Below are 14,816 nucleotides of genomic sequence, written 5' to 3'. Positions count from 1 at the left end.
CAGGCGGAGAGCCGGGGGCAGACCCGGCGGGTCTGACCTCGGTCCTTGGTCCTGGGTTGCAGGACAGGTCAGCGGGACGCCAACCTGTACGCCTTCACCTGGCGGCCAAAGGCCGCCCCCCTTCGGCTTACGTGCGGCCGATCAGGAAGTTCGTCAGCAGTGGCACCGGACGGCCCGTGGCACCCTTGGCGCCGCCCGACTTCCAGGCGGTGCCGGCGATGTCCACGTGGGCCCACGTGTATTTGCGCGTGAAGTTCTCGAGGAACGCGGCGGCCGTGCACGAGGCGCCGCCCGGGGTGCCGATATTGGCCAGGTCGGCGAAGTTCGATTTCAGCTGCTCGTTGTACTGCTCGCCGATCGGCAGGCGCCAGGTGGTGTCGCCAGCATCCTTGCCCGCGTTCGCCAGTTCCTCCGCCAGCGCGTTGTGCTGGTCGTCGTCGCGGGTGAACAGGCCGCTGTGGTGGTGGCCCAGCGCGACGATGCAGGCGCCCGTCAGCGTGGCGATGTCGATCACGGCGGCCGGGTTGAAGCGTTCGGCGTAGGTCAGCGCATCGCACAGGATCAGGCGGCCTTCGGCGTCCGTGTTCAGCACTTCGATGGTCAGGCCGTTCATCGACGTGACGATGTCGCCCGGCTTGGTGGCGCGGCCGGACGGCATGTTCTCGCAGGCCGCCACGATGCCGATCACGTTCAGCTTCAGGCCCAGTTCGCCGATGGCGCGGAAGGTGCCCAGCACGGAGCCGGCGCCGCACATGTCGTACTTCATCTCGTCCATGCCGGGGCCCGGCTTGATGGAGATGCCGCCCGTGTCGAACGTGATGCCCTTGCCGACCAGGACCACCGGCGCGTCCTTCGGCTTGCCGCCCATGTGCTTCATGACGATGAACTTTGGCGGCTGCTCGCTGCCGTTCGTGACGGACAGGAAGCTGCCCATCTTCAGCGCTTCCAGCTGCTTGCGCTCCAGCACCTCGACGTTGAACTTGTAGTCCTTGCCCAGCTTCTTGGCCGTCTCGGCCAGGTAGGTCGGGGTGCACACGTTCGGCGACAGGTTGCCCAGGTCCTTGGTGAGCTGCATGCCGTTGGCGATGGCGATCGCCTGCGCCAGGGCCAGCTTGGTGCCGGCGTTGTTCGGCACGGCCAGGGCCAGCTTGCGCACGCCGGCGGGGGCCGGGTCCTTCTTCGACTTCTGCGCGTCGCTGCGGTAGACGCTGTCGCGCGCGATCTGCACGACGGTGCGGATCGACCAGTTGACGTCGCGCTCTTTCACTTCCGTCATCGGTAGTGCGATAATGGCGTCCGCCGCGCCGAGGGTCGAGAACACCTTGACGGCGGCTTGCACCGCGCCAGTGAAGCTTTTCTCCGTCACGCCTTCCACGTTACCCAGGCCGACCAGCAGGACGCGTTCGGCCGCGACGCCGGTGACGCCGCGCAGCAGCAGGGTGGAACCCGGCTTGCCGGTGATGTCGCCGGACTTCAGCGCGGCCGTGATTTCACCGCTGCCGTCGAGCGACTGGGCCGCTTGCGAGAGCTTCTTGTTTTCGAAAACAGCAACTGCGACACAGCCGGTCTTGGCCGACGTGATGGTGTTCTTTGTGTCGAATGCTTTTATGCTAAAGTCCATTTGGTTCTCCGTAGGTATGCCGTGGTGGCCTTGCGTATGACAGTGTCTTCTGGACGCGGTCACCGCTGTAAACTAACTTGCTAAGCGAATTATAAACTTCGAATGATTTTCCAACGTGCCCTGAGGCGCGAGCTGGCCAGCTCCGCGGGGGCTACCTTCACGGTGCTGTTTACCATCATCGTCACGTGGACCCTGATCACCATCCTGGGCCGGGCCGCCGGGGGCAAGGTGGCGTCGTCCGACGTGCTCGCGTTGATCGCCTTCGCGACCCTGAATTATCTGCCAATGATACTGATACTCACCAGTTTTATTTCGGTGCTGATGGTCGTCACGCGCAGCTATCGCGATTCCGAGATGGTGGTGTGGTTCGCCTCCGGCCAGAGCCTGACGAAATGGATCTGGCCCGTGCTCAGTTTCGGCTTCCCCATCATCGTGCTGACCGGCGTGCTGGCGTTCTACGCCACCCCGTGGTCGAAGCAGATGAGTGCGGAGTATGTGGAGCGCTTCGCCAAGCGCGAGGACCTGCAGAAGGTCTCGCCCGGCCAGTTCAAGGAGTCGTCGTCGGCCAACCGCATCTTCTTCGTCGAGGGGAACGAGGGCCAGACCGCGTCCGTGCAGAACGTGTTCGTCAACCAGGTCGATGCGCGCGGCACTTCCGTCATCGTCGCCAAGGAAGGCGTGATCGAGACGGCGCCGAACGGCTACCGCTACCTGGTGCTGAAGAACGGCCGGCGCTACCAGGGCACGCCTGGCCAGGCCGACTTCCAGACGATGGAGTTCGACAGCTACAGCATGCGCGTGGCGCAGCAGGCGCAGGACCTGGACCCGAAGCGCGAGGTCAACGCGATCCCCACGCTGGAACTGCTGGCGCTGCCGACCAACGCGGCGCGCGCCGAGCTCCTGTGGCGCATCTCGCTGCCCATCACGTGCCTGTTGCTGTTGCTGCTGGCGATCCCGATGGGCTTCGTCAATCCGCGCGCGGGCAGTTCGACCAACCTGATCATCGCGATCCTGATCTTCTTCATCTATAACAATACCGTCAAGATGTTCGAGGCCAGCGTCAAGCAGGGCAAGTTCAGCTTCGAACTGGCCTGGTGGCCGCTGCACCTGCTGGCGGGCGTGACGGTGTTCGTCATGTTCGTCTGGCGCCTGAACGTCAACCACCGCCTGCATCCGCGCGCGCTGCTGGCTGGCCTGCGCCGCAAGGGGGCCGCACGATGAGCATCCTGCAGCGATACTTCGCCAAGGCGATCTTCCAGGCGGTCGCCTTCGTGCTGCTGGCGTTCCTGGGCCTCCTGGGCTTCATGGACCTGACGGGCGAGCTGCCAGCCATCGGCAAGAACGGCTACGGCATGCAGCATGCGCTGCTGTACGTGGTCGTCATGGTGCCGCAGCACGTGTACGAAATCATGCCGGTGGCGGCGCTGATCGGCACCATCTACACGATGGCGCAGTTCGCATCGACGTCCGAGTTCACGATCATGCGCGCGGCCGGCATGTCCACCCGCACGGCCGGCTGGATGCTGTTCAAGATCGGCATCGCGCTGGTGGCCGTCACATTCGTATTCGGCGAACTGATCGCGCCGCGCACGGCGCTGGTCGCGGAGCGGCTGCACCTGACGGGCAAGGGCACCACCGTGTCGGCCGAATTCAAGTCGGGCCTGTGGACCAAGGACATCGTCAAGAGCGAAGGACTGAAAGGCACTGTGCTGGGCTCGCGTTTCTTCAACGTGCAAAAGGTGATGCCGGACGGCCGCCTGGTGGGCGTCAAGCTGTACGAGTTCGACAACAGCTTCCGCCTGCGCACGCTGACGGTGGCGAAGACCGGCATCTACCAGGGCGAGAACGTATGGCGCCTGTTCGACGTCACCGAGAACCACTTCAGCAATCCGGCGCTGCAGAAGGGCGAGGCGACGGCACAGAACAACTTCGCCCAGGAGACGGGGGTGGTCGCCACGCAGCGCCATGCGACCCAGGACCTGCTGTCCGAGATCACGCCGAAGATCCTTTCCGTGTCGGCCTCCGACCCGGAGCGCATGTCGGCCAACGAACTGGCCGTCTACACGCGCCACCTGCAGGAGAACCGCCAGCAGACGGAGCGCTTCAAGATCGCGTTCTGGAAGAAGCTGATCGATCCGCTGGCGATCTTCGTGCTGATGGCGCTGGCGCTGCCGTTCGCCTACCTGCACACGCGCAGCGGCGGCGTCAGCCTGAAGATCTTCATCGGCATCATGATCGGTGTCGGCTTCCTGCTGGTGAACACGCTGTTCGCCCACCTCGGCCTGCTGTCATCGCTGCCGGCCTTCGTCACGGCGATCATGCCGAGCCTGATCTTCCTGCTGCTGGCGCTCGGCGCGCTGTACTGGGTCGAGCGACATTAGGGACCCGCCATGACCACACAAGCACTGATCCTGTTCGCCCACGGCGCCCGCGCCGCCAGCTGGGCCGCGCCATTCGAACGGCTGCGCGACCTGGTGGCCGCGCGCACGCCCGGCGTGGACGTGTCGCTGGCGTTCCTGGAGCTGATGGAGCCACGCCTGCCGGAGCGCGCTGCCGCGCTGGTGGCGCAAGGCGTCACGCAGCTGACGATCGTCCCCGTGTTCCTGGGGCAGGGCGGCCACGTGCTGCGTGACCTGCCGCTGATGGTCGACGAGCTGCGCGCAGCCCATCCCGGATTGACGGTGCACGTCGCCGAAGCGGCCGGCGAGAACGACGCCGTGCTGCGCGCGATCGCCGACTACTGCGTCGGCGCGCTGTGACGCCGGTGTGCGTCGCTGCCGTCCAGGCGGTCGTCGCCCGTGGCGACATCGCGGCCAACGTGGCGCGCCATGGGTTGCTGGCGCGGCGGGCGGCTGGCGAGGGCGCCCGGCTGGCGCTGTTTCCCGAGCTGTCCCTGACCGGCTACGAACCCGCGCTGGCGGCGCAGCTGGCGCTGCGGCCCGATGACGTGCGCCTCGCTCCGCTGCGCGACGCGGCGGCAAGCGCGGGCATTGTCATCGTCGCCGGCGCGCCGCTGGCCAACCCGGACGGTAAGCCCCATATCGCCGCGCTGACGTTCCATCCGGACGGCAGGATCGACACCTACACCAAGCAGTACCTGCATCCCGGCGAGGAAACGGCATTTGCGGCCGGCAGCGGCGGTGCCGCGTTCGACGTTGCCGGCTCCCGCATCGTGCTGGCCGTATGTGTCGATATCACCCATGCGGAACATGCCGCGGCGGCGGCCCGGGATGGCGCGCAGCTGTATGCGGCCAGCGTGCTGGTGTCCGTCAACGGCTATGCGGCCGATGCGGCGCTGCTGCAAGGGTATGCCGCCGCGCACCGCATGCCGGTGCTGATGGCCAACCATGGCGGCGCGACGGGCGGCTGGGAAATCGCCGGGCGCAGCGCGTTGTGGAATGAGCGGGGGGAGCTGGTGGCCGCGGTGCCCGGGGACGGGGAGTGCGTGCTGGTGGCCTGGCATGGCGGTGACGGGTGGTGCGGGCGGATCGTGCAGTGAGCCAAAGGTTGCTCCTGTGCTGCCGATGAAAACCGGGGACCGTCCCGCAGGGACAGTCCCCAGGCCTCCACCCTAATTCTGCTCCGCGCGCGCGTGCGCCACCATCGCCGCGATGGTGGCGCCCGGTGTATCGAACTCACGCTGCACGGCGTCGCGCAGGGCCGGCGAACGCAGCTCGTCCAGCGCGGCGGCCGTGACCTGCGCCGCCAGCTCGTCCTCGTCCACCCGCGACAGCACCAGTGCGACCATCCGCACTTCCTTCGTATAGTTCAGCACTGTCGCCAGCAGGGCGGGGGCCGACGACGTGCTGCCGCTTTTCGCCAGCTGCTCCGTGTAGGCGTTCAGGTGCGTGGCCAGGCTGGTGACACGTTCCAGCGGCTCGGGCAGGTGGCGCCGCGCCAGCGCCCAGTCCTCGGCGGCGACCAGGGCCGGCAGCGCCAGGTCGGCGCATTGCTGCGCCAGTTGCGGCATCTGGATGTCGAGCTGGACGAACAGCTCGTGCGTGGCCCGCTCCTCGCCCAGCGCGCCATTGATGGCGCCGATGTCGCGGAACAGTTCGCGACTGGCGTCGCCGTTCAGCATGCGTGCCGTGTCGCGGTCGCGCAGGCCCTGCAGCGCGCGGCGCGCCAGCGGGAACTGCTCGGCCAGGTAGATCCAGTCCCTCAGCGCGAACGACAACCGCACGCCGGCCATGCCCGGTTCCACGGCCAGGGCATTCTCGTGGAACCATAGATGGTCGCGCAAGGCGTCCTCGAACCGGTTCTCCAGCCGGGCCTTGCGGGCCCGCTCCAATACTTCGTGTGCTTGTCCCATGACGTCTTTCGGTGCAATCGTGCAAAGGCGGTATTTTAGCGTGCCGCGGCCGGTCCCGTGGCTCGCAAAATGATAGCGACAGGCAAGGTGGCGCCCCCTTAGCGCCGAGCGACGTAGACTTTTGTGCATGAACCAGGACCTGAACCCGCCCATCGACCGCAACGGCGCCAGCGCGGCGCCCAGCGCTATCCCCATCGCTGCCGACACCCGGCCTGCCGGTACCGTGACGGTGCCCGTCAGCCAGGAGGAGGTGGCGATCACGACCCGTGTCATCGACACGGGCCGCGGCGTGCGCGTCAGCAAGACCGTCACGGAGGAGCCAGAGGAAATCCGCGAAATCCTGTGGCAGGACAGCATGGACGTGCGCCGGGTCCCGGTCGACCAGGTGGTGGCGGAAGCCCCACCGTCGCGTTACGAGGGCGACACCCTCGTGGTTCCGGTCCTCGAAGAGATTCTGGTGGTGGAAAAGCGCTACCGGATCAAGGAGGAACTTCACATCACCAGGGTACGCAAGCAGCACGAGCACCGGGAAACCGTTCCGTTGCGGGTCGAAGACGTGCGCGTCGAAGCGTTCGACGACGGCCAGCCGGGCAGTCATCCCTCTCATCCACCGAAATAAGGAGAACGCATCATGAGCCATACCCTAGCAGCCGTGTTCGACAACCGTGCCGACGCCGAACGTGCACGCGACGCCTTGAGCGCCGCCGGCATTGGCGCCGATTCGGTCCGCCTGAATGCATCGACGACGGGGGCGTCCACCACGACCACGACGGGAACCGGCACCACGGCCGGTACCCACGACGAGTCGATCGGCGACAGCATCAAGCATTTCTTCTCCAACCTGTTCGGCGACGACGACGAGCGCGTGGTCTATGGCGAGGCGGTCAACCGCGGCAACGTCGTGCTGACGGTGCAGACCGACACGCAGGACGAGATCGAACGCGCCGCCGACGTGGTCGAGGGCTTCGGTCCCATCGACATCGACGAGTACAAGTCGCAATGGCAGGCCAGCGGCTGGACGGGTGCCGAAACGCTGCGGTCGGGCAGCGGCGCGCAGCTGTCGGCATCGCGCCAGAGCGAGACCCGGCAGGATGGCGGCGCGTTGCTGCAGGGCTCCCAGCAGGGTTCCCAGCAGGGCCTGTCGAACACCGGTTCGCTGCAGCGCGCCGAGGTGGACGAGCAGGTCATCCCCGTCATGCAGGAAGAGCTGAAGGTGGGCAAGCGCATGGTGCAGCGGGGCGGCGTGCGCATCTACCAGCGCCTGGTCGAGACGCCGGTACAGGAAAGCGTCAGCCTGCGCGAGGAGCACGTGAACGTGGAGCGCCGGCCGGTGGACCGTCCGATCGATCCATCGCAGGTGGGCGCGTTCCAGGAGACGTCATTCGAGCTGCGCGAGAATGCCGAGGAAGCGGTGGTGCAGAAAACGGCACGCGTGGTCGAGGAGGTCGTCGTCGGCAAGGAAGTCTCGCAACGCACCGACCAGATCAGCGACACCGTGCGCAGCACGCAGGTGGACGTGGAGCAGCTGGGCAGCACGGATGACGACGACTACTACCGCAGCCACTGGACGTCCAACTACGGCAACCTGGGCGGCACGTTCGACGACTACGCGCCGGCCTACCGCTATGGCGCCTCGATGCGGGACAGCGACAGCTATCGGGGCCGCTCGTGGGACGAAGCGGAAACGACGCTGCGCAGCAACTGGGAAAGCCATTACCCGACGTCGGCCTGGGACAAGTTCAAGGCCGCCGTCAAGCATGGCTGGGAGCGCATGACGTCCTAAGCGACCGGGAAACCCGTGGGGACAGGCCGCGCGGCCTGTCCCCGTTGCTTCAGATGCCCACTCTGCGCCGTATCCAGAACGGCAGCAGCCACCACGTCGCCACGACGATGGTTCCCATCGTGCCCGCCGCGATCAGCCCGATGCGGTGCCCGAACACCTCCGAGATCACCAGGTTTGTCCCCAGCACCAGTGCGATGCCGAGGGAAACCGCGCCGGCGACGATCTGGCGCGTGGCGAAGCACTTGAAGCGCTCGCGGTCCTTCAGCGGCCGCATGATGCGGTGCTGTACGGCCGGCGCGCTCAGCAGGATGAGACTGGACAGCGCGAAGAAGAACGTCGCCAGGAACACGTATTTCTCGGACTGTACGATCTGGCGGAAGCCACCGTTGAACGGCAGCACAATCAGGAAGGCCGACAGCATCTGCGCCCCCGGCAGCAGGATGCGCATTTCGCTGAGCATGTCGGAAAAATCGCCGTCTTCCGGCATGTCGGGGCGGTCGTCTCCCTCCCGGGCTGAATGGGGATCGGCGTGCATGGCGCTCTTTCGTATCTCGGCACGGCTGGTGCGCCGTGACTTGTCATTGTGTTGTCACATTATACGAACGAACGCTGCTGAGCAGCGCAGCGATCACAGCGGCTGGTTGGGACGTGCGGCACTTGCAGGCAAATTCGGCATTCGGGGACAGCCTCCGCAAAATCGGGGACAGCCTCCGAAAGTCGAAATCGGAGGCTGTCCCCGATTTGCGCGACAGTCAAAATTGGAGGCTGTCCCCAATTAGCGGTTCGAACGATTGCTGCTGAGCGGCGCAGCGGCCGAAGCGGCCGGTTGGGGCGCGCGGCACGTGCAGGCAAAATTGGGGACAGCCTCCAAAATCCAAAATTGGGGACAGCCTCCAAATCGAGGACAGCCTCCGCAAAATTGCAAAATTGGGGACAGCCTCCAAAATCGAAATTGGGGACAGCCTCCAAAATCGCGAAAGTCGAAATCTGAGGCTGTCCCCCATTAGCGCGACAGTCGAAATTGGAGGCTGTCCCCAATTTTCGGTCCCGATTTGCGGTTCGGGCTTCGCTTAGAGCGGCTGGTTGGGGCGGGCGGCCATGGCTTCGCCCAGCATCACCAGCACGGGACCGCTGCGCGCGTCCAGGCCGTGGGCCAGCGTGGCCAGCGTGATGCGGCTGATGTGCTGGTCCGGGCGGCTGACGTTGTCGATGACGACGACCGGCGTCTCGGGCCGGCGGCCCTGGTCCAGCAGGCGCTGCGCGGTGGCGATGGCTTCGCGCCCGCCCATGTACTGGACCAGCGTGTCGGTGGAGGGGATGGCCGGTTCGTCCGGGTGGCCGGGGGCGGTGCTGGACGTGAAGAAGGCGACGCTGCGGGCCACGCCGCGCTTGGTCAGCGGCTGTTTCGTGGCCGCCGCCGCGGCGACGGCCGTCGTGATGCCGGGGACGACTTCGACCTCGATGCCCAGGGCCTCCAGCGCCGTCAACTCCTCGTCGGCACGGCCGAACAGCATCGGATCGCCGCCCTTCAGGCGCACCACGCGGCCGTACTGGCTGGCGCAGGAGATAAGCTGGGCATTGATGGCATTCTGGTCCGCCGAGCGCTGGCCGGCGCGCTTGCCGACCGGGATCAGCACGGCCTGGCGGCACAGGTCCAGCATTTCTTCCGTCACCAGGGCATCGTAGAGCACCACGTCCGCCTCGCCCAGGAGGCGGGCACCGCGCAAGGTGATCAGGTCCTGGGCGCCCGGACCGGCGCCCACCAGATAGACTTTTCCGACTGCAGCCATCGACTCTTTCGTGCATGCGCGCCGGGGCGCGCGTGGGTTATGCGTCGGCCAGGCGGATCATCCCCGCGGCCACCGTCTGGTGCGTCACCTCATCGATCAGGATAAAGGCGCCCGTCGCGCGGATGTCGGCATAGGCGTCCGCCGCCAGCGGCTGCTGGACGGTCAGCGCAATGCGCGCCACATCGTTCAGTTTCAGCGCATCCGCATCGTGCCGCTGCTGGGTGTTGATGTCAAGGATCGACGCGATCCGGTTGATCTTCGCCGCCGTCTGCTTGGTGCCGTGCTTGATCCAGTACTTGCGACGCAAATCCAGCGGCTCCTCGGACAGCCAGCAGACGTCCGCATCGACCTGTTTCAGCAGCGACGCCGGCCGGGTGCTGGACGACAGCACGTCGCCTCGCGACACGTCCACGTACTCGTTCAGCACGATCGTCACCGACTGGCCGACGCTGGCCGACTGCAGGGAGCCGTCGAACGTGACGATGTCCTTGACGGTCGCCGTCTGGCCGGATGGCTGCACGACCAGCGTGTCGCCGACGGAAACGGAGCCCGACTCGATCCGCCCCATGTAGCCGCGGAAGTCGTTGGCCTCGTGGCCGTTGTGGCGTGCCACCAGTTGCACGGGGAAGCGCAGCGGCGCGTCGTGCGCCTCGTCGTACACCGACAGCGATTCCAGCAGCTCGATCAACGTCGGGCCCTGGTACCAGCCCATCTTCGCGCTCGGTTCGACGACGTTGTCGCCGGTCAGTGCCGACAGCGGAATGGCCGTGATGTCCTTCAGGCCCAGCGTCTGGGCAAACTCGCGGTAGGCCTTGACGATGCGCTCGTACACCTGCTGGTCGTAATCCACCAGGTCCATCTTGTTGACGGCGACGACCACGTGCTCGATCTGCAGCAGGTGGGCGATGGTGGAGTGGCGCTTGGTCTGGATCAGCAAATCGACACCGCCATCCTCGCGCAGCTTCACCTTCGACACGTCGATCAGGATGATGACGGCATCGGCGGTGGAGGCCCCGGTGACCATGTTGCGCGTGTACTGCTCGTGGCCGGGCGTGTCGGCGATGATGAACTTGCGCTTGGGCGTGGCGAAGTAGCGGTAGGCCACGTCGATCGTGATGCCCTGTTCGCGTTCCGCTTCCAGGCCGTCCGTCAGCAGCGACAGGTCGATCGTGTCGCCCACCGTGCGCTTGTGCTTGGCGCGCGAAACGGCGGCCAGCTGGTCGGCGAAGATGCCCTTGCTGTCGAACAGCAGGCGGCCGATCAGCGTGCTCTTGCCGTCGTCGACGGAGCCGGCGGTGATGAAACGGAGCAGGCCCCGTTGCGACAGGTTTTCGTTCATGGCGTTCATCAGAAGTATCCAGCTTTCTTGCGTTTTTCCATCGAGGCTTCGGAGGTCTGGTCGTCCATCCGCGTGGCGCCCCGTTCCGTGATCTGGGTGACGGCCGTCTCGGCGATGATGGCCGCGACATCGGCCGCCTCCGACGACACCGGGCAGGTGCATGAGATGTCGCCCACCGTACGGAACCGCACCACCTGCTTCTCCACCGTTTCGCCTTCGCGCGGCGGCGTCAGGTTCGTTACCGGCACCAGCAGGCCATTGCGCGGGATGACTTCGCGTTCGTGGGCGAAGTAGATCGACGGCAGCGCCAGGTTTTCGCGGGCGATGTACTGCCACACGTCCAGCTCCGTCCAGTTCGAGATGGGGAACACGCGCATGTTCTCGCCCGGGTGGACGCGGGTGTTATACAGGTCCCACAGTTCCGGGCGCTGCGCCTTCGGGTCCCACTGGCCGAACTCGTCGCGGAAGGAGAAGATGCGTTCCTTGGCGCGCGCCTTTTCCTCGTCGCGGCGGGCGCCGCCGATGCAGGCGTCGAAACCGTGTTCGGCGATCGTCTCGAGCAACGTCACGGCCTGCGCGGCATTGCGCGAGTCGGTCTGCGGATTACGCAGGCGTACCGTGCCCTTCCTGATCGACTCCTCGACGGAGCCGACGATCAGGCGCTCGCCCAGTTCGGCGACGCGGCGGTCGCGGAACTCGATCACCTCGGCGAAGTTGTGGCCCGTGTCGATGTGCACCAGCGGGAATGGGAATTTACCGGGACGGAAAGCCTTCTCGGCCAGGCGCAGCAGCACGACGGAGTCCTTCCCGCCCGAGAACAGCAGGGCAGGGTTGCTGCATTCGGCGGCAACCTCGCGCAGGATGTGGATGGCTTCCGATTCCAGTGCGTCCAGATGGCGCGCATTCAGGTCGCCGAGGATGCCGTCGGCGGCGGTGTCAGGTGCGTTCATTGGGTTTCTCTTGTGTTCTCTTGTGTGTGGCGCTCACGCTGCCACGGATTTGATGCGTATGAGCTTGCCGTCGACGACGTGCAGGCCGCATTCCTTCGACGCCGGGTTCTCCCACCACCAGCGGCCGGCGCGCACGTCCTCGCCCGGCTCGATCGCGCGGGTGCAGGGTTCGCAGCCGATCGACGGGTAGCCTTGCGCATGCAGCGCATTGACCGGGACGTCGTTGGCGCGCAGGTAGTCCCACACGTCGGCTTCTTCCCAGTCGGCCAGCGGGTTGAACTTGTCCATCAGGTGCGCCGGGTCGTCCTCATGCACGGCCAGGCTGGAACGGGTCGCGGCCTGGGCGCGGCGCTGGCCCGTGATCCAGGCCTTGTTGCCCGCCAGCGCACGTCCCAGCGGTTCGACCTTGCGGATACGGCAGCATTCGCGCCGCATCTCGACGCTGTCGTAGAACGCGTTCAGGCCGTTCTGCGTCACGTACTGGTCCACCGCGTGCTGCTGTGGCTTGTACAGCGCGATCTCATAGCCATAGCGTTCCTTGACCTTGCCCAGCATCGCCAGCGTTTCCTTGTGCAGGCGGCCCGTCTCCAGCGAGAAGATGCCGATCGGGAGCTGGTGCCGCAGGATCAGGTCCGTCAGCACCATGTCTTCCGCGGCCAGGCTGGAGGCGAAGACGGCCGGCGAGAACTCGTTGGCGATGCGGGTCAGCGTCTGCAGCGTGTCGGCGACCAGCGTGTCAAGCTTGCTCATGGCGGCTCCTCAGATGCCCGCGCCGACGTCGTTGTGCTCGGCGGCCGTGGCCACGCGGGCATGGCGGCGGAACAGCGGGCGTTGGTCGTCCACGGAAGCCTGGTAGGTTTCCGAGAACACGGTCAGTCCCTTCAGCGCATCCTCGATGCTGCGGTCCGGCCGCGTGGCGTAGGCATCGAAGCCGCAGCGCTTCATCTGGAACAGCTGGTCGCGCAGCACGTCGCCGATGGCGCGCAGTTCGCCGCTGTAGCCGAGGCGCATCCGCAGGTTGTAGGCGATCGAGTAGCCGCGCCCGTCCGTGAACTTCGGGAAGTCGACGGCGACGACGGCCAGCTTCGCCAGGTCGTCCTTCAGTTCTTCGGGACGATCGCTGGAAGCGAGCCACACGCCGACGGCGGGGCGGGTGGCCAGCGCATCCTTCTGCGCCTGCCACGTCGCCAGCGGCACGATCACCTTGCCGTCCGGGACGGTCACGGTGGCGGCATCCTCGCCTTCGGCGGGGCGCAGCACGGTCCAGTCGTCGGCGACGATCTCGCGGCCCTTGATGATGCGGTTGGTTTGATCAGGCATATTCGTCTTCTCCCACGAGCCGGCCCGCCGTGTCGATGGGGGTGGCATATACAAATTCCTTGAACGGCGCGATGCCGAGGCGCTGCGCCGTATCGACGAAGCGTTCTTCCGGGGTGCGCTCGCGCAGGTACACCTGCAGCAGGCGGTCGATCACTTCCGGCATCTGCTGCGCGGAGAACGACGGCCCGATGATCTTGCCGATGGCGGACTGGTTGCCCTGCGCCCCGCCGATCGACACCTGGTACCATTCGCTGCCATCCTTGTCGACCCCCAGGATGCCGATATGGCCCACGTGGTGGTGGCCGCAGGCATTGATGCAGCCGCTCATGTTCAGTTCCAGGTCGCCGATGTCGTGCAGGAAGTCGATATGGTCGAAGCGCTCCGCGATGGCGGCCGCGATCGGGATCGATTTCGCGTTGGCCAGCGAGCAGAAGTCGCCGCCGGGGCAGCAGATCATGTCGGTCAGGAGACCGATGTTCGGCGTGGCCAGGCCGTGCGCCTTGGCTTCCTGCCACAGCTTGAACAGCTGGCGTTGTTCGACGTCGGCCAGCACGATGTTCTGTTCGTGCGTGACGCGCAGTTCGCCGAAGCTGTAGCGGTCGGCCAGGTCGGCCATGAAGTCCATCTGCTCGGCGGTCGCGTCGCCCGGCGGCACGCCCGTCTTCTTCAGCGACAGCACGACGGCGGCATAGCCCGGCACCTTGTGCGGCTTGACGTTGCGCTTCAACCAGTTGGCGAAGGCCTTGTTGTCGGCGTGTTCGGCGAGCGGGTCGATGGCCGGCAGCGTGGCGTAGGCGTGCGGCTGGAAGTAGGCGATGATGCGCTCCATCTCTTCCAGCGTCAGCGTCTCCGCATTGCCTTTCAGGTCGGCCCATTCCTCTTCCACCTGGCGCGCGAAGTCCTCCACGCCGATGGCCTTCAGGAGGATCTTGATGCGGGCCTTGTACTTGTTGTCGCGGCGGCCGTACTGGTTGTACACGCGCATGATCGCTTCCGTGTACGTCAGCAGGTGCTCGCGCGGCAGGAATTCGCGGATCACGCTGCCCAGGATCGGCGTGCGGCCCATGCCGCCGCCGACCATGACCTTGAAGCCGATCTCGCCTGCCTCGTTCTTCACCACCGTCAGGCCGATATCGTGCACGGCGATGGCGGCGCGGTCTTCCACGGCGCCGTTGATCGCCACCTTGAACTTGCGGGGCAGGGCGATGAACTCCGGGTGGAAGGTGGACCACTGGCGCAGCACTTCCGCATACGGGCGCGGATCGACGATCTCGTCGGCCGCGACGCCGGCGTATTCGTCGGCGGTGACGTTGCGGATGCAGTTGCCGGACGTCTGGATCGCATGCATCTCGACGGAGGCCAGGTCGGCCAGGATGTCGGGCGTCTGTTCCAGCTCGATCCAGTTGAACTGGATGTTCTGGCGCGTCGTGAAGTGGCCGTAGCCGCGGTCGTACTTGCGGGCGATGTGGGCAAACATGCGCATCTGCTTCGATGCGAGCAGGCCGTACGGCACCGCGATGCGCAGCATGTACGCATGGCGCTGCATGTACAGGCCGTTCTGCAGGCGCAGCGGCAGGAATTCTTCTTCCGTCAGCTCGCCCGCGATGCGCCGCTGTACCTGGTCACGGTACTGGGCGATACGTTCGCGCACGATGAGATGGTCATATTGGTCGTATTGGTACATGTCGATCCTGTTGGTGG

General features: G+C 66.0%; 15 protein-coding genes. 6 read left to right on the top strand and 9 right to left on the bottom strand.

Going from position 1 to position 14,816, the window contains the following annotated elements; genetic code table 11:
* Window positions 1-127: 127 nt before the first annotated feature.
* A complete protein-coding gene (locus PX653_RS12950) occupies window positions 128-1,621 on the bottom strand; it encodes a leucyl aminopeptidase (protein WP_277418261.1) in 1,494 nt (497 codons plus the stop codon).
* 102 nt (window positions 1,622-1,723) lie between these two features.
* Between PX653_RS12950 and lptF the strand changes: the two genes are divergently transcribed.
* From lptF to PX653_RS12930, 4 genes are read left to right on the top strand one after another with little or no spacing between them, the layout of a single operon-like run.
* A complete protein-coding gene (gene lptF, locus PX653_RS12945) occupies window positions 1,724-2,842 on the top strand; it encodes an LPS export ABC transporter permease LptF (protein ID WP_277418260.1) in 1,119 nt (372 codons plus the stop codon).
* A complete protein-coding gene (lptG, locus tag PX653_RS12940; protein WP_277418259.1) occupies window positions 2,839-4,002 on the top strand; it encodes an LPS export ABC transporter permease LptG in 1,164 nt (387 codons plus the stop codon). Before lptF ends, lptG begins: the two co-directional genes overlap by 4 nt.
* Window positions 4,003-4,011: 9 nt before the next feature.
* Window positions 4,012-4,380 carry a sirohydrochlorin chelatase gene (locus PX653_RS12935; protein WP_277418258.1) on the top strand — a complete coding sequence of 123 codons (369 nt, stop codon included), beginning with the start codon at window positions 4,012-4,014 and terminating at the stop codon, window positions 4,378-4,380.
* Entirely contained in the window at window positions 4,377-5,120 is a 744-nt protein-coding gene (locus PX653_RS12930) for a carbon-nitrogen hydrolase family protein (protein WP_277418257.1), read from the top strand. The genes PX653_RS12935 and PX653_RS12930 overlap by 4 nt, the downstream gene beginning before the upstream one ends.
* A 72-nt stretch (window positions 5,121-5,192) precedes the next feature.
* On the opposite strand, the gene PX653_RS12925 is transcribed toward PX653_RS12930, so the two are convergent.
* Window positions 5,193-5,933: a hypothetical protein gene (locus PX653_RS12925; RefSeq protein ID WP_277418256.1), complete on the bottom strand. Its 741-nt coding sequence runs from the start codon at window positions 5,931-5,933 to the stop codon at window positions 5,193-5,195.
* A 127-nt stretch (window positions 5,934-6,060) separates the two neighbouring features.
* On the opposite strand from PX653_RS12925, the gene PX653_RS12920 reads away from it, so the two are divergent.
* Complete coding sequence (locus tag PX653_RS12920; protein ID WP_277418255.1) at window positions 6,061-6,552, top strand: YsnF/AvaK domain-containing protein; 492 nt, start codon at window positions 6,061-6,063, stop codon at window positions 6,550-6,552.
* A 12-nt stretch (window positions 6,553-6,564) separates the two neighbouring features.
* Complete coding sequence (locus tag PX653_RS12915) at window positions 6,565-7,716, top strand: YsnF/AvaK domain-containing protein (RefSeq protein WP_277418254.1); 1,152 nt, start codon at window positions 6,565-6,567, stop codon at window positions 7,714-7,716.
* 49 nt (window positions 7,717-7,765) lie between these two features.
* Here the strand turns inward: PX653_RS12915 and PX653_RS12910 are convergent, their stop codons facing one another.
* The 7 genes from PX653_RS12910 to PX653_RS12880 all read right to left on the bottom strand — a co-directional run bounded on the left by PX653_RS12910 (window position 7,766) and on the right by PX653_RS12880 (window position 14,799).
* Window positions 7,766-8,251 (bottom strand): DUF6328 family protein, encoded by a 486-nt coding sequence (locus PX653_RS12910; RefSeq protein ID WP_277418253.1) that lies wholly within the window; start codon window positions 8,249-8,251, stop codon window positions 7,766-7,768.
* Between the two features lie 535 nt (window positions 8,252-8,786).
* Window positions 8,787-9,506: a uroporphyrinogen-III C-methyltransferase gene (gene cobA / locus PX653_RS12905; RefSeq protein ID WP_277418252.1), complete on the bottom strand. Its 720-nt coding sequence runs from the start codon at window positions 9,504-9,506 to the stop codon at window positions 8,787-8,789.
* A gap of 37 nt (window positions 9,507-9,543) precedes the next feature.
* Window positions 9,544-10,854: a sulfate adenylyltransferase subunit 1 gene (locus tag PX653_RS12900; protein ID WP_277418251.1), complete on the bottom strand. Its 1,311-nt coding sequence runs from the start codon at window positions 10,852-10,854 to the stop codon at window positions 9,544-9,546.
* Window positions 10,854-11,795, bottom strand: a complete 942-nt coding sequence (gene cysD, locus PX653_RS12895; RefSeq protein ID WP_277418250.1) for a sulfate adenylyltransferase subunit CysD — start codon at window positions 11,793-11,795, stop codon at window positions 10,854-10,856. Before cysD ends, PX653_RS12900 begins: the two co-directional genes overlap by 1 nt.
* A gap of 33 nt (window positions 11,796-11,828) precedes the next feature.
* Window positions 11,829-12,545, bottom strand: coding sequence for a phosphoadenylyl-sulfate reductase (locus PX653_RS12890; protein ID WP_277418249.1), 717 nt, complete (start codon window positions 12,543-12,545; stop codon window positions 11,829-11,831).
* 9 nt (window positions 12,546-12,554) lie between these two features.
* Window positions 12,555-13,115 (bottom strand): DUF934 domain-containing protein, encoded by a 561-nt coding sequence (locus PX653_RS12885; protein ID WP_277418248.1) that lies wholly within the window; start codon window positions 13,113-13,115, stop codon window positions 12,555-12,557.
* Window positions 13,108-14,799: a nitrite/sulfite reductase gene (locus PX653_RS12880; RefSeq protein ID WP_277418247.1), complete on the bottom strand. Its 1,692-nt coding sequence runs from the start codon at window positions 14,797-14,799 to the stop codon at window positions 13,108-13,110. The genes PX653_RS12885 and PX653_RS12880 overlap by 8 nt, the downstream gene beginning before the upstream one ends.
* Window positions 14,800-14,816 lie beyond the last annotated feature (17 nt).

The sequence above is a fragment of the Pseudoduganella chitinolytica genome (assembly GCF_029028125.1).
Classification (GTDB): domain Bacteria; phylum Pseudomonadota; class Gammaproteobacteria; order Burkholderiales; family Burkholderiaceae_D; genus Rugamonas; species Rugamonas chitinolytica.
This window is presented reverse-complemented; position numbering and strand designations above follow the sequence as displayed.